Raw genomic sequence first — 14,590 nt, forward strand, 5'->3', positions numbered from 1 at the left:
TTTAATCTCGCTCTACCGGTGTCGGAGCAGGTGTTGCTGCGGGAGATGCAGTCGTATTTGCAGAAGTCGGAGCAGTCGTGTTGGGCTGGTCACTGGCTGGAACGGCACTAGATGCTGCATCTTGACTTAACATGCCTGCACCACTTGGCAATTCAGCTGGCTTGATTCCGGCCGTCATCAGACCGCCACTTAATTGGTGGCCTTGTGGGCGTACCGGATTTTTATCTTTATGCAGTAACCAGTAATCAAAAATTGGACGGGCCAGAGCCGTTGCGGCACTACCACCGCGACCATTTTCCAGAATAACTGCAATCGCAATTTCAGGATTTTCAGCAGGTGCAAAACCGACAAACAGGCCATGATCCAGCTGACGATCGGTCAATAAGGATTCATTATAGCGCTTGCCCTGAGCAATACTTTTCACCTGTGCCGTACCGGTTTTTCCGGCAATAGAATATTGTAAGCCGCTTTTAATGCCTCGGCCTGTACCGGATTGAATCACGTCTACCATCGCATCACGCATCTTGATCCAGTCTTCTTCCTGACCGTTAAAATCGATCTTGCCATGCGTGCCATTATGCACCTTGAATGGTTTGGCACCGCGACTTTCACGCAGAACATGGGGAATGACTTTATTGCCATGGTTGGCGGTAATGGCTGTGGCCATAGCCAGCTGTAATGGCGTAGAGGTAAAAGCACCCTGACCAATACTGACGGAAATGGTTTCACCGCGTGACCATTTGGCCTTGCGGGTACGCATCTTCCATTCCGGGTTTGGATACAGTCCTGAGCTTTCACTTGGTAAGTCCACGCCGGTTTTTTCACCAAAGCCAAACTGACGCATCCAGGTATTCATTTTTTCAATACCCATACGGTAGGACATGACATAGAAATAAGTATCACAGGAGACCACTTGCGATTTATGCAAGTTGACTACGCCGTGTCCTGACTTTTTCCAGTCGCGGAATTTATGCGAATCGCCCGGAAGTGTGAAATAGCCGGGATCGGAAATTGCTGTATCCCAATCGACCAGGCCATAATGAAGGCCACCCAGGCCAAACATCGGTTTAATGGTCGAACCTGGAGGATAAGTTCCTTGAACCGCCCGGTTATATAGCGGCTGATCAAGGTTATCACGTAAGTAGGAATAATCTTTGGTGCTAATCCCAGTCACAAACAGATTCGGGTTAAAACTTGGGCTGGAGACCAGCGCCAGAATTTCTCCGGTTTTAGGATTCATCGCCACAATCGCGCCACGACGCCCGGCCAGTTGCTCCGAAGCGACTACCTGTAAACCGTAATCCAGTGACAGGAACAGGTCATTACCACGCACTGGATCTTTACGGCCCAAATGACGCAGCACATTACCAAAGGCATCTGCTTCTACCGATTCATTTCCCGGCACACCATGTAAAAGTTCTTCATAGGATTTTTCCACACCGATTTTTCCGATCAGGTTGGTTCCAGCATAGAGATCCTTATCAATTGATTTCAGTTCTTTGTCATTAATCCGACCGACATAACCAATCACATGTGCGAACAGGTCACCATGCGGATAGTAGCGGGTCATCTGGGTTTCAATATTCACGCCCGGAAATTGATATTTCACTTCACTGAAACGGGCAATATCATTTTCATTCAGGTTGAGCTTGATTGAAACCCGTTCGGTTTTACGCGCTGTTTTAATCCGGGTTTGAAAGCGTTCAAGATCTTCTTCGGTCAATTCCAGAATCGGTTTCAGGCGTTCGAGCGTTTGATCGATATCCTGTACGTCAGCACGACTTAAAGTGGCAGTAAATACTGGATAGTTATCGGCCAGCAACACGCCGTTACGGTCATAAATATAACCACGCGCTGGCGGTAAAGGTTGTAGACGAATCCGGTTCTCATCAGAAGCTGTAGTAAAGCTTTCAAAGTTAAACAGTTGCAAATAGGCATAGCGGCTGACCAGCAGCAGCATAAAGAAAATGACAATCCCCATGGAAATCAAGACTCGACTGCGATAGATGCGCTTTTCTTGTTGTGCGTTTTTTAAAGGAAAGTGCTGCTTCATACGCGATCGACTTAAGACCTGAGAGTGGTAGAAAAGAATCAAAGTGGAGTATTCTAACGCAACTGCACTTGATTTGATAATGAAAAACTGCCCTTACAATCAGTTCCTTTAAGCTTTGACTTTGCAGACATTAAAATTGTAAAGTGCTGTATATAAGAGTTGTGATAATTCTGCTAGAGTAAAATCTAATAAAAATAGGACTATACCAAAAACTATAATTAAGGAAGATGGTGAAGGAATGAACAAGGTTTACCCTTTGTTAGCGTTTGCATTGTGGGCGAACGGGGCTTATGCACATGATCAGATTAATAATACTGCAACCAAAATAGAGCCTGCTCAGGCAAAAGCCTTTAATGTGGGTGTTGGTTTTACCCAGAAATTACTGCATTTAAATACCGAATGGGTGAACCCTTATGGGATTGCTTATGTGAAAGGTGGTGTTTTTCTGGATGATGATCGTACGATTGGCGGCCAGGCAGGCTTTCGTTATCCTGCACATCTCACCGGCAAAGACAAAAATGGTTATTATGTCGGGGTTTATGCCGGGCATATCGACAGCAAACGGGTTGATGGCGAGTATGAAGGCCGTTTAGGTGCTGGCGTTGATTTGGCCTATGTTTTGCTTAGTTCAGAACGGATCAGCAGTTTTAGTGTCGGGATCGGTGCCGGAGAGAAACTCGAAGACCGAAATGGTCGTGCTGTGGCTGAAACAGAACCCCGGCTACAATTTTCCTATACTTTAAGTATCGGTTTATAGACAAAATATTCGACCTTATTAATATGTGTATTCTGTGAACAAAAAATTAAATATGGAAGTTATGCATGCTTGAGTACGTCAACGAGTTGTGGCAAACCTTTGTAAACCGCCCGGATTTTTGGGCCGTGCTCAGCATTATTCCAGTGACTGCATTTGTAACCTGGGCTCACGTCTGGATGGCGCTGAAAATGGTCTTTTATCCGATCAATTTTTGGGGTTTCCATCTCGGGCCTTTACCTGTGGGCTGGCAAGGGATTGTGCCACGCAAAGCTGGACGTATTTCAGGCATTATTACCGATAACACACTATCAAAATTAGGCTCTATCCGCGAATTTTTACAGGCGATGGATCCGGATGATATGGCACGCATCATTGGCGAGCAGGTCGGTTTCGAACTGGAACACCTGATTGATGAAGTGATGATGGATCGCAATGCGGTGCTCTGGGAAAACCTACCTTTTGCTATTAAGCGCAGAATTTATGCACAAGCACAAAAACAAATGCCGGCAATTTTGCGTGAATTAGTGACTGAGCTGACCATGAACGTCGAGTCACTTGTAGATATGCGTGAAATGGTAGTGAGCCAGATGGAAGGCGACCGTCGCTTGATGGTGCGTATGTTCCTGAAGGTGGGTCAAAAAGAGATCAATTTTATCTGGCATATCAGTGCCCTCATCGGGATGTTCTTTGGGATTTTCCAGATGATTGTCTGGTTTGTAGTGCCGTGGCACTGGACTGTACCGTTCTGGGCTGCGATCTGGGGCTTTTTGACCAACTGGATCGCGATCTGGATGGTATTCAACCCACTCTATCCACACCCAGTAAAGTACCCGCAATTCTTTGCCCGTACCACAAATCGCAAGTTTCCGTGGATTAAGCCGGTGATTCCTCGTATCGGCACCTATAACATACAAGGCGCATTTATGAAACGTCAGGATGAAGTCTCTGACGTCTTCGCAAGTGTAGTCACAGAAGACCTGATTACGTTAAAATCGATCATGACCGAGATGATGTATGGCGGCAGAAAAGACAAAACCCGCCGCATTATCAAACGTCATATTAATGAAATTATGGAAACACCCCTGGTTCGGACCTCTTTACAGCTGTCTTTAGGACCAAAAGAGTATGCAAAACTCAAGACGGACTTGATCGATCGCTCGATTGAAATTACGATGGTACCTGTATGCGACCCAGCATTTAATGCGAGCCGTGCACAGAAAATCTATCAAATGTTTAGAGACCGCATACGTGAGTTGACTCCGAAGGAGTTTCAGAATCTTTTACGTCCTGCATTTCAGGAAGATGAATGGATTCTGATTTTATTGGGTGGGGTAACCGGTTTTGTCGCGGGTTTAATCCATTTGTTTGTGGCTTTCTTATAATGAGATGTCGGGGGACACAATCGGGTGATTGTGGTCGTGGCGTCATACATATTGTTTAAATGAGGATGTTTATATATGCGCATTATCTTACTCGGACCACCTGGAGCAGGTAAAGGTACACAAGCTCAGTTGATCTGTAAGCGCTACAATATCCCACAAATTTCAACCGGTGATATGCTCCGTGCTGCAATTCGTGAAGGAACTGAATTAGGTCTACAAGCTAAAAGTGTCATGGACAATGGCGGTTTGGTTTCTGATGAGTTGATCATTGGTCTGGTGAAAGAGCGCATTGCGCAACCTGACTGTGTAAACGGCTGCATTTTTGATGGTTTCCCGCGTACCATTCCTCAAGCAGAAGCTTTGGAAAATGAAGGCATCACTATTGATCACGTGATTGAAATTGATGTACCGGATGAAGAGATCGTACAACGTCTTTCTGGCCGTCGTCAGCACCCGGCATCTGGCCGTGTGTATCACATCGTTTACAATCCGCCAAAAGTGGAAGGTAAGGATGACGAAACGGGTGAAGATCTGGTTCAGCGTCCTGATGATCTGGAAGCAACAATTCGCAAGCGTCTAGGTTCTTACCACACTGAAACCGAGCAACTGGTTGGTTTCTACCAAGGCCGTGCAGCGTCTGGTGAAAATGCACCAACTTATGACAAGCTAAACGGTTTACGTCCAATCGATGAAGTTCAAACTGATCTTTTCGCGATTCTGGATCAGGCAAAATAATCGGCTGACGATGATTTTGACAATCGGAGAGCCCTAAGTCATATTAGGGCTCTTTTTTATTGCGTATTTGAACAGGGTACTTGTTGCTATGAAATTTGGCGTATTGGTGTTGATGGTAGTCTTTCTGGCAGTATTGGTAGGTCTGTTCTATTTCAGTTTTAAAATGCTCAACAAAGTACGTCAGGAAGAACGTGCTGAAAATGCAGCAAAGCGACCTGAGCGCCAGCTCCATCCAAAATTAAAAGCCGAACTTGAACAGCGCAAGCAGCAGGAAAAGGCTGAACAAGATCAGGATAAATAATCCATAATAGTTCAGCTCAGCTAAGAATTTGGTTTGAACGAAAAGCACTCTTCTCATAGTCGATAAAAAGGTGACACATTGGTCACCTATTTTTATCCCAGCTTGATCACGCCGTTCTATTCAGCAAGCTCAATATTTTTCACTGCAATTTGGCGGGCTGCACCAAATTCAAACCGATCCGGCCAGTTACACACATCGGATACTACACATTCATGACATTTCGGTTTGCGCGCAATACACGTATAACGACCGTGTAAAATCAGCCAGTGATGTGAATCAATGATAAATTCCTTGGGAATGACTTTGACCAGACGGTGTTCAACTTCCAACACATTTTTGCCAACCGCTAGTCCGGTACGGTTACCTACCCGGAAAATATGGGTATCAACCGCCATGGTCGGCTGACCAAAGGCCGTATTCAGTACCACATTCGCCGTTTTACGACCTACACCCGGCAGGGCTTCTAAGTCTGCACGATTGTCCGGTACGATGCTGTTGTGCTTCTGAATCAGCATCTCGCAGGCTTTAATCACGTTGACCGCTTTCGAGTTATATAAACCAATGGTCTTGATATATTCCTTCAAGCCGTCCACACCTAGCGCATAAATGGCTTCCGGTGTATTGGCGACTGGAAAGAGTTTGTCTGTGGCTTTGTTGACGCTGACATCGGTAGCTTGAGCAGAGAGCGTGACCGCGACCAGTAATTCAAAGGGATTGGAATAATTCAGCTCAGTTTTTGGGTTAGGCCGCTGTTCACGCAGGCGTTCAAAAAAGTTCTGAATCTGCTTTTTGGTCATGTTTTTAACGGGCTTGGCCTTTGCTGTGGTCATGTTCTATCCCTGTAAAGCCTGTAATTGCTGTGTCAGTTCTTCCAGTTGGGTGCGTTTTCGGGCATCTTCACGAACCGAAAGCTGTTTTTCCAGTTTTTTAATTTGGGTACGTAGTTTTGCCAGTTCAATCGTGGTCTTGGAATCGAAAGCTACAGGTGCATTCTCTGGCTTGCTCGCGACTTCAATCACAGGAAGTTGCTCATTTAAAGCAGAGAAACGGGCAAACAGGGCAGTATCAATTTCTGCACGGACCACAGGTCCCTTACGATCGGTACGCCGTTTTTCTTCACGCTGGATGTGCGCATAGTAACGCTGACGCAGATCATCCTGTTCCGCAAGACGCTGTGCTTCAGTCGGCAAGGGTTGTTGATCTTCAACCAAATCGATGCAGTCTACCGGACAGGGGGGAATACATAACTCACAGCCCGTACATAGATCGGTCAGAATGGTGTGCATCAGTTTACCGGAACCAATAATTGCATCGACCGGGCAGGCGCTAATGCATTTGGTACAGCCAATACATTCATCTTCACGAATTACGGCTTTGATGCGCTGAGGACGACCATCGGCTTGAACTGGCCAGACACTTTCTTCAGCTTGAAGTTTAGGACGATTTAATAATGCAGCCAAAGCATCGGCAACAGGCTGTCCGCCCGGCACACATTTATTGGCATTTTCCCCCTCAGTAATCGACTGGGCATAAGGTAAACATCCGTCACGATGACCGCAGAGTCCACATTGGGTTTGAGGGAGTAAAGCGTCAATCGATTGGACCAGAGAAATGGGCGAATTCATGTATAACCAGCGTTACTCATGGCAAGCATGAGAGAGTAAGTGAAACAAAATATGTCGATTCATCAATTTTAACATATTTTTAAACTCCTAAGTCGTGCGCAATTAAGGGTCAACTTGTGCCTTATTATTAGGCATAAATCTGAATCTAAGCCTTGATTCGATTGGCATTTCCTGACATAGAAAAAATTTTCATAATCAATATAAATATTTGTTATCAAATTAATTTTAAAGTATTTTCAAAAAAAGTATTGTAGATTAGTTACAAAAGATATTTAATATTTTGCGCCAAAATTTAACATTGATTGTAAATTTGACCAATTTTGATCCATTTTCTGCTGAGGATTAAGCGTTGAAATACAACACACTTAATGAGTTCCTAGATTACGTAAAATCACGTGATGCACATCAACCAGAATTTCTTCAAGCTGTAGAAGAAGTGATGACTAGTTTGTGGCCGTTCATTCAAAAGAACCCACAATACGCAGCACATGGTTTACTAGAACGTCTAGTTGAGCCAGAACGTGCGATCCAGTTCCGAGTTTCTTGGGTAGATGACCAAGGTCAGACTCAAGTAAACCGTGCGTTCCGCGTACAGTACAACTCAGCGATCGGTCCATTTAAAGGTGGTATGCGTTTCCACCCTTCAGTGAATCTTTCAATCCTAAAATTCTTAGGCTTTGAGCAAACATTTAAAAATGCTTTAACCACACTTCCTATGGGTGGCGGTAAAGGCGGTTCTGATTTTGACCCTAAAGGCAAATCAGAAGGCGAAATCATGCGTTTCTGCCAGGCTTTAATGATCGAGCTGTATCGTCACCTTGGTGCGAACACAGATATCCCTGCAGGTGATATTGGTGTAGGCGGTCGTGAAGTGGGCTACATGGCCGGCATGATGAAAAAATTAAGTAACGACACTGCGTGTGTATTCACTGGTAAAGGTTTAACTTTCGGTGGTTCATTGGCACGTCCGGAAGCAACGGGTTACGGTACTGTGTATTTCGCTGAGGAAATGCTTAAGTCTCGTGGCGAAAGCTTCAAAGATAAAGTTGTTGCGATTTCAGGTTCTGGTAACGTTGCGCAATATGCTGCTGAAAAAGCAATGTACCTCGGTGCGAAAGTGGTTTCACTTTCTGACTCTGCCGGTACAGTTCACGTTAAAGACGGTTTCACTGAGGCGCTTCTTGCTGAAGTCATGGAACTTAAAAATGTAAAACGTGGCCGTATTTCAGAATTCGCGTCTAAACATGGTTTCGAATATCTTGAAGGACAACGTCCTTGGGGTATCAAGTGTGATATCGCATTGCCATGTGCGACTCAAAACGAACTTGATGCAGACGACGCTGCTCAGCTTCTTGCAAACGGTGTAATCTGTGTGGCTGAAGGTGCGAACATGCCTTCTACGCTTGAAGCGGTTGAGAAATTCGTTGAAGCGAAAATTCTTTATGCGCCAGGTAAAGCATCAAATGCAGGTGGTGTGGCAACTTCTGGTCTGGAAATGTCTCAAAACGCATTGCGTTTAGGCTGGACTTTCGAAGAAGTTGATGAGCGTTTACACGCAATCATGAAAGAAATTCACCGTAACTGTGTGAAATTCGGTACTAAGGAAGACGGTACTGTGAACTATGTAGACGGTGCAAATATTGCTGGCTTCGTAAAAGTTGCTGATGCGATGCTTGCTCAAGGCGTATTCTAAGTCTGACTTAGTCTAAGCTGAAAAAAACCGGGGCTGTTGCTTCGGTTTTTTTGTATCTGGTATTTTTAGTCTTAGAGAGCACCCTTAACTAATTCACGCTCAACCGCCATATCAAAAATATAGGCATATTTCGATTGATCAGCTGCCGGATGCTTAATTTCAAAACGTTTGACCCGAATAATCTGCCGTTCATTTGGTGAATGCCGAAAACCTTCAATCTGATCATAGAATAAAGTCCAGTCCTTATCGACCTGAGTTTTCAGGCCATTCTGATCATATTTCACTTCTTTGACTTGCAAGCAGCTTTGTTGGGTTACGCCGGTACATTGTTTGGTATCGGGGGAAATTTCCAGAAAAATTGTTTCAGCCTGTCCTTGGTATTTGGTTTCCGGAGTCATTTTCCCGATAAATTCATAGGTTTGACCATTTGCGGCCATCAACGTCAGGGTCGGCTTGTCAGGATCTGTGGTATTGAGCGTAAAAGGAATGTCACGCTTCTGTAAAAGTTGACTGACAAAACGTTCCTGCTCCATCAATGCTGCATCACAGGCCATTTCAGTGCCTATAACTTCGCTGGTGGTGATGATATTGTTTTTGACTGACCAGGTCGTCCCGAGTCCATTACAGCCCGTCACGGCGCTCAGCCGGCCTTGAGCGTTGAAATTCAGTACAACGGGTCGTTCTAGTCCACGATTCAGTTCCCAGTAATAGGCTGGAAGAATCTGATCTGCATTTTTTTGTTGGATGGTGGCCACCGCAAGATCTCCAGCTCGTTGAATATCACTGGACTGACAGCCTGCAAAAGTTAAAGGCAATAATGCCAGCACAATAAATTTTAATTTCATGGACTTATAATGAATTATATAAAGTTCAAACAATAATAATGGATGTATTGCAAAAAAATATGGATACATTTCGCAGCTTTGAGTTGCAAAATGTATCCATCATTAAGATTTTAGCGCTGAAGCAAGATTAATCGAAGCGGTAAATATCCATACCGAGTGAACCCATGGTGAAACTGCTATGTACCAGACTAAAACGCTGACCTGTGCCCATCGCAAAGAAAATCGGAGCAAAATGTTCTAGTGTTGGATGATTCCGCGCCATATGCGGAATATTGGACCAGTCCAGTACGGCGTCATAATCACTATGTGTCAGTTTATGCACCACAAAATTACGAAAGCCAGAAGCCCATTCGGGTACATCAGCAGCCGTTCCATCCCAAGACAGTTCCCGTAAGTTATGGGTAATACTGCCCGAACCAATCAGCAGGATTTGTTGTTCACGTAAAGGTGCCAGGCTTTGACCAATCTGATAAATTTCATCCGCACTCATCGACATGGGTAAGGAAATTTCTACCACGGGAATGTTGGCATCTGGATACATATGTAGCAGCGGCATCCATACACCATGATCACGCGGACGAGTACTGTTGGCATGTGCAGAAAAGCCGGCATTGGCCAGCAAGCCTAAGACTTTCTCGGCCAATTCAGGATTTCCCGGTGCAGGGTAGCGTAATTGATAAAGTTCAGGCGGGAAACCACGAAAATCATGCCAAGTTTCTGGGCGAATTGCGCTACTGACTTCCAACGCATCACTTTCCCAATGCGCAGACATCACAATAATCGCTTCCGGGCGTGGCAGATTTTCGCTCAAACGATGCAAGGCAGGACCCACTTGCTCAGGATTCAGCGCCAGCATAGGAGAGCCATGAGAAATAAATAAGCCGGGCAACGTTTGTAAGTTCATAAGTCAAACCACATCTGGAAGATGCCTCAATAATGCATGAAAAATAGAAATAAGAGCAGAAGAGATTATTCAACAAAACGTTGCATATAAAGAACGCTTCAGCAAAATCATTAGCCTGCTCGGTGATAAGGATGGTTGTTATTGATGCTCATGGCACGATAAAGCTGCTCGATCAGCATCACACGTACCAGAGGATGCGGCAGAGTTAACTTGGAAAGTGACCAGTGCCATGCAGCAGCTTTACGCACGGCTTCTGAGTGACCATCCGGTCCACCAATTGCAAGTGCTACATCATTGCCTTCCAGCATCCAGCCTTTCATGGTTTCAGCCAGTTTCTCGGTACTGAATTCGCGTCCGCCCACTTCTAGTGCAATCAGGGTTTCATTCTGCTTGAGCGCATTTAAAATGCTGTCGCCCTCAATATTGCGGTATTTCAGAATATCCGCTTCAGAATCATTTTTCCCGCGCTTGGCCATCGGCAGTTCAATAATCTGGGTCTGTACAAAAGGCTGAATACGTTTGAAATAATCTTCAAAACCAGTCAGCACCCACGCTGGCATTTTTTGACCAATGGTCAGGATACGGATTTTCATACAGACAGATCAATAATTGGATACCTCATTATAACGATCAAACAACATGAAGTTGAGCAGGGAAACAAATTGAAATTGAAATGAGAGATTTAGTGTTGCTTTAATGTCCTTAGTTCAAGTATCCGCTTGATAAAGGAATGGAATAATAATAAATGCGGAACAGTGTCATGATAAAAGGATGTTGTACTGTGCTGCTGTTACTGATAGGCCTCATGGGGTCTAGTCTCTGTGCAGCCAATTCGAGCAAAAATGCTCAGGTTTCTCATCTGGAATTATTTTTTAGCCAGATCATGAGTGTCGATGAATACCGAAATTATAAAAATCTGAAAGAGCTGAATCAGGTATCTGCCTGGATTAAAGGACAGATGCAGCGCTTTGGTATTCCATGCCAGTTTCAGGTTTATGTGGTCAATAACCTGAGTTACCGAAATGTCATCTGTAATTTGGATACTCAAGCAAAGACCAAAATGGTGATGGGAGCGCATTATGATGTCTTTAGTACCCAAAAAGGTGCCGATAATAATGCCTCAGGGGTAGCGGGTTTACTGGAAACGGCAAGACTACTCGCTTTGCAAAAATCCAAGCTCCAACATGATGTCGAATTTGCTTTCTATACGCTAGAAGAGCCGCCTTTTTTCAAGACAGAACATATGGGCAGTTATATGCATGCCAAGTCTTTAAAAAAGCAGAAGCAGAAAATTAAGGGCGTGGTGATTCTGGATTCGATTGGTTATTTTGATGAACATCAGGTGCAGAGCTATCCGGTGGGATTAAAGTGGATTTATCCACGACATGGTAACTTTATTGCCGCGATTGGGCATTTAGCCTCAACTGGCCTGACTGGAGATTATTGTGATGCCATGCAGCGTTTTAACCGTCTGGAGTGTCAACGCTTTGTTAGCCCAAGTTTTGCTCAGGATATGAATTTCTCTGGCTATCTGAATTATGCCAAATTCAACTATTCGACCATGTTGATTACCGATACTGCGAATTATCGTAATCCTTATTACAATACCGAATTGGATACTTTAGACAAGCTTGATCTGAACAAGATGACTCATGTGATTGATGGATTGGTTACGATGGCACTACAGCCATAATTCAGTTGTTTTATTCAATAACTCAATAAAAAACCCTGCCGAAGCAGGGTATTTTATACGAAACATCAAGTCTTAATGACGCGCTGCTTTCGCTTCTTCTTTGGTTTTCACAATTGGTGCTTTAACCAAGGCTTTTGGCAAAGAGGTCAGTGCCAGCGGTAAAATCTCATCAATCGATTTTACGGCTTTAATTTCTAGACCTTCTTTGACATTTTCTGGAATTTCCGCCAGGTCACGTACGTTTTCCTGTGGAATGAATACCAGCTTGATGCCACCACGATGGGCTGCCAAAAGTTTCTCTTTCAAGCCACCGATACGCAGCGCACGACCGCCCAGACTGGTTTCACCTGTCATCGCGATATCCGGACGAATCGGGATACCCGTGAAAGCAGACACCAATGCTGTAGTCAAAGCCAAACCTGCTGATGGACCATCTTTCGGTGTTGCACCCTCAGGTAGATGCACATGCACGTCGGTTTCTTCAAAGCGCGAGGCTTCGATGCCGAGTTCATCTGCACGGGTACGCACCACAGTCATTGCAGCAGTAATCGATTCTTTCATGACATCGCCAAGAGAACCGGTAGTAATGAACTTACCTTTACCTGGAACTGCTGCAACTTCAATGGTCAGTAATTCACCACCAACCGAAGTCCAAGCCAAACCATTTACACGGCCGATTTGCGCTTCTTCTTCCGCCATACCATAGTCAAATTTATGTGGACCCAAGTAATCTGGAAGATTTCCTGCTGTCACTTCAACCTGAAGATTTTTGGCTTTCTTGCTAACCGCCTCTTTCACCACCTTACGTGCAATTTTTGAAACTTCACGTTCAAGGTTACGTACACCGGCTTCACGCGTATAACGGCGCACGATGTCACGAATCGCTTCTTCATGCACGGTCAATTCTTTGGCACGTAGACCATTGTTCTTGATGGCTTTAGGAACAAGGTAGCGGTCCGCAATATTGACTTTCTCTTCTTCGGTATAACCCGGAAGACGAATCACTTCCATACGGTCCAGCAGCGCCTCAGGAATGTTCATGCTGTTCGCGGTACAGATAAACATTACTTCAGACAGGTCCAGATCAAGATCTAGATAGTGATCGCTGAACTTGTTGTTCTGTGATGGATCAAGTACCTCAAGCATCGCAGAAGCCGGATCGCCACGGTAGTCTTGCGCCATCTTGTCGATTTCATCGAGCAGGAACAACGGGTTTTTTACGCCCACTTTAGTCAATGACTGCACAATTTTACCTGGCATCGCACCGATATAGGTACGACGGTGACCGCGAATTTCAGCTTCGTCACGCACGCCGCCCAGCGCCATACGCACGAACTCACGACCAGTTGCCTTGGCAATCGATTCACCGAGTGAAGTTTTACCCACACCTGGAGGACCAACCAAGCATAGAATCGGGCCACGCAATTTTTTCACACGTGACTGAACTGCCAGATATTCCACAATGCGATCTTTGACATCGTCCAGACCATAATGGTCTGCATCCAGAATTTCCTGTGCCTTGTTCAGGTTAATGCTGACTTTGCTGGCTTTATTCCAAGGTGTATCCAGAATGACTTCCAGATAGTTACGTACCACAGCAGCTTCACTTGAAGCAGGCTGCATCGCTTTTAATTTACGGAATTCAGCTTCTGCTTTTTTACGTACATGCTCAGGCAAATCTGCTTCAGCCAGACGTTTTTCAATTTCAGCGACATCGTCTTCCGCACCGCCATTCATATCAGAAAGCTCGCGCTGAATGACTTTCATTTTTTCATTCAGGAAATATTCGCGCTGGTTCTTTTCCATCTGACGTTTAACAGAATCATGCAGGGTTTGCTCAATCTGTTGTTCTTCAGACTGTTGCAATAGATAAGTCATCAATTCAGTCAAATGTGCTTCGAATTCGTCATGTTCCAGGAATTTCTGTTTGACATCAATATTCAATGGAACACGGGTTGCGACGAAGAACAATAACTGTAATAGATCTTCAATTTTGTTGGCTGCGGTGATCAGTTCACGCGCATTACGAAGTTTCGCTTCTGCATATTGAGCGAAAAGCGCACGCAATTCCTGCAAGCGCACAGCTTGGGTGTCTGCATCGACGCTCACCGTCATTGGGCTGAGTTCATGCTCTGCTGTCAGATACTCAGTTTCGTCAATGATGGTTTTCAGCTTGGCACGGTGCAGGCCTTCGATCAGGACTTTAATACAGTTTTCATCATTTTCGTGATTCACAACTTGCACAATCTTCGCGACAGTACCGTATTGATATAAATTGTCGTGATCAATTTCTTCTGTAAGCGAATCTTTTTGCGCAACTACAAATACTAGATTGTCACTGTTACGAGCCACATCAACTGCATTGATCGATTTTTCACGACCGACAAACAGCGCAATTTGCATATGCGGATAAACCACCACATCACGCAGCGCCAAAAGGGGTAGTACACTTGGAACCTGAGGCTCTAAGGTTTCTTGATTCATAATAATTTCAGACATGAGCACTCCTAATGAGTGACAACGGTGTTGCCATGCTTTTAATAGTGATGGGTAATTTTAAAAATACAAGGGCAGTTAAGATTAAATTGTATGAAAAATGACT

13 protein-coding genes are annotated in these 14,590 nt (G+C 44.7%); 6 read left to right on the forward strand and 7 right to left on the reverse strand.

The features are described 5' to 3' along the window. Window position 1: 1 nt before the first annotated feature. On the reverse strand, window positions 2-2,053 hold the full coding sequence (mrdA, locus tag ACP7AK_RS09520; protein WP_425879747.1) for a penicillin-binding protein 2: 2,052 nt from the start codon (window positions 2,051-2,053) through the stop codon (window positions 2-4). Window positions 2,054-2,291: 238 nt separating this feature from the next. Here mrdA and ACP7AK_RS09525 point away from each other — a divergent pair, with 238 nt between their 5' ends. The 4 genes from ACP7AK_RS09525 to ACP7AK_RS09540 all read left to right on the forward strand — a co-directional run bounded on the left by ACP7AK_RS09525 (window position 2,292) and on the right by ACP7AK_RS09540 (window position 5,228). Beyond that, window positions 2,292-2,810 (forward strand): hypothetical protein, encoded by a 519-nt coding sequence (locus ACP7AK_RS09525; protein ID WP_425879749.1) that lies wholly within the window; start codon window positions 2,292-2,294, stop codon window positions 2,808-2,810. A 65-nt stretch (window positions 2,811-2,875) separates the two neighbouring features. Beyond that, window positions 2,876-4,192, forward strand: a complete 1,317-nt coding sequence (locus tag ACP7AK_RS09530) for a membrane protein (RefSeq protein WP_004279487.1) — start codon at window positions 2,876-2,878, stop codon at window positions 4,190-4,192. A gap of 75 nt (window positions 4,193-4,267) precedes the next feature. Continuing rightward, window positions 4,268-4,927, forward strand: coding sequence for an adenylate kinase (gene adk / locus ACP7AK_RS09535; protein WP_253147639.1), 660 nt, complete (start codon window positions 4,268-4,270; stop codon window positions 4,925-4,927). 88 nt (window positions 4,928-5,015) lie between these two features. After that, the gene (locus ACP7AK_RS09540; RefSeq protein ID WP_425879751.1) at window positions 5,016-5,228 is read left to right on the forward strand and encodes a hypothetical protein; all 213 of its coding nucleotides are present in this window, start codon (window positions 5,016-5,018) and stop codon (window positions 5,226-5,228) included. A 116-nt stretch (window positions 5,229-5,344) separates the two neighbouring features. Here ACP7AK_RS09540 and nth read toward each other — a convergent pair whose 3' ends face one another. Both nth and ACP7AK_RS09550 read right to left on the reverse strand, forming a co-directional pair. Beyond that, complete coding sequence (nth, locus tag ACP7AK_RS09545) at window positions 5,345-6,058, reverse strand: endonuclease III (protein ID WP_425879753.1); 714 nt, start codon at window positions 6,056-6,058, stop codon at window positions 5,345-5,347. Between the two features lie 3 nt (window positions 6,059-6,061). Next, window positions 6,062-6,853 carry an RnfABCDGE type electron transport complex subunit B gene (locus tag ACP7AK_RS09550; protein ID WP_005104626.1) on the reverse strand — a complete coding sequence of 264 codons (792 nt, stop codon included), beginning with the start codon at window positions 6,851-6,853 and terminating at the stop codon, window positions 6,062-6,064. 349 nt (window positions 6,854-7,202) lie between these two features. Between ACP7AK_RS09550 and gdhA the strand changes: the two genes are divergently transcribed. After that, the gene (gdhA, locus tag ACP7AK_RS09555; protein ID WP_004279492.1) at window positions 7,203-8,546 is read left to right on the forward strand and encodes an NADP-specific glutamate dehydrogenase; all 1,344 of its coding nucleotides are present in this window, start codon (window positions 7,203-7,205) and stop codon (window positions 8,544-8,546) included. A gap of 71 nt (window positions 8,547-8,617) precedes the next feature. On the opposite strand, the gene ACP7AK_RS09560 is transcribed toward gdhA, so the two are convergent. From ACP7AK_RS09560 to rlmH, 3 genes are all read right to left on the reverse strand, one after another. After that, the gene (locus ACP7AK_RS09560; protein ID WP_253143903.1) at window positions 8,618-9,391 is read right to left on the reverse strand and encodes an META and DUF4377 domain-containing protein; all 774 of its coding nucleotides are present in this window, start codon (window positions 9,389-9,391) and stop codon (window positions 8,618-8,620) included. A gap of 127 nt (window positions 9,392-9,518) precedes the next feature. After that, a complete protein-coding gene (locus ACP7AK_RS09565; protein WP_180037738.1) occupies window positions 9,519-10,295 on the reverse strand; it encodes a DODA-type extradiol aromatic ring-opening family dioxygenase in 777 nt (258 codons plus the stop codon). A 110-nt stretch (window positions 10,296-10,405) separates the two neighbouring features. After that, window positions 10,406-10,888 carry a 23S rRNA (pseudouridine(1915)-N(3))-methyltransferase RlmH gene (gene rlmH, locus ACP7AK_RS09570; RefSeq protein ID WP_004646335.1) on the reverse strand — a complete coding sequence of 161 codons (483 nt, stop codon included), beginning with the start codon at window positions 10,886-10,888 and terminating at the stop codon, window positions 10,406-10,408. A gap of 167 nt (window positions 10,889-11,055) precedes the next feature. Between rlmH and ACP7AK_RS09575 the strand changes: the two genes are divergently transcribed. Next, window positions 11,056-11,988 carry a M28 family peptidase gene (locus ACP7AK_RS09575; RefSeq protein WP_425879757.1) on the forward strand — a complete coding sequence of 311 codons (933 nt, stop codon included), beginning with the start codon at window positions 11,056-11,058 and terminating at the stop codon, window positions 11,986-11,988. A 72-nt stretch (window positions 11,989-12,060) separates the two neighbouring features. Here the strand turns inward: ACP7AK_RS09575 and lon are convergent, their stop codons facing one another. Then, window positions 12,061-14,487 (reverse strand): endopeptidase La, encoded by a 2,427-nt coding sequence (lon, locus tag ACP7AK_RS09580; RefSeq protein WP_005246925.1) that lies wholly within the window; start codon window positions 14,485-14,487, stop codon window positions 12,061-12,063. Window positions 14,488-14,590: the final 103 nt, after the last annotated feature.

The sequence above is a fragment of the Acinetobacter sp. TWP2-2-3 genome (genome assembly GCF_049896445.1).
GTDB lineage: Bacteria > Pseudomonadota > Gammaproteobacteria > Pseudomonadales > Moraxellaceae > Acinetobacter.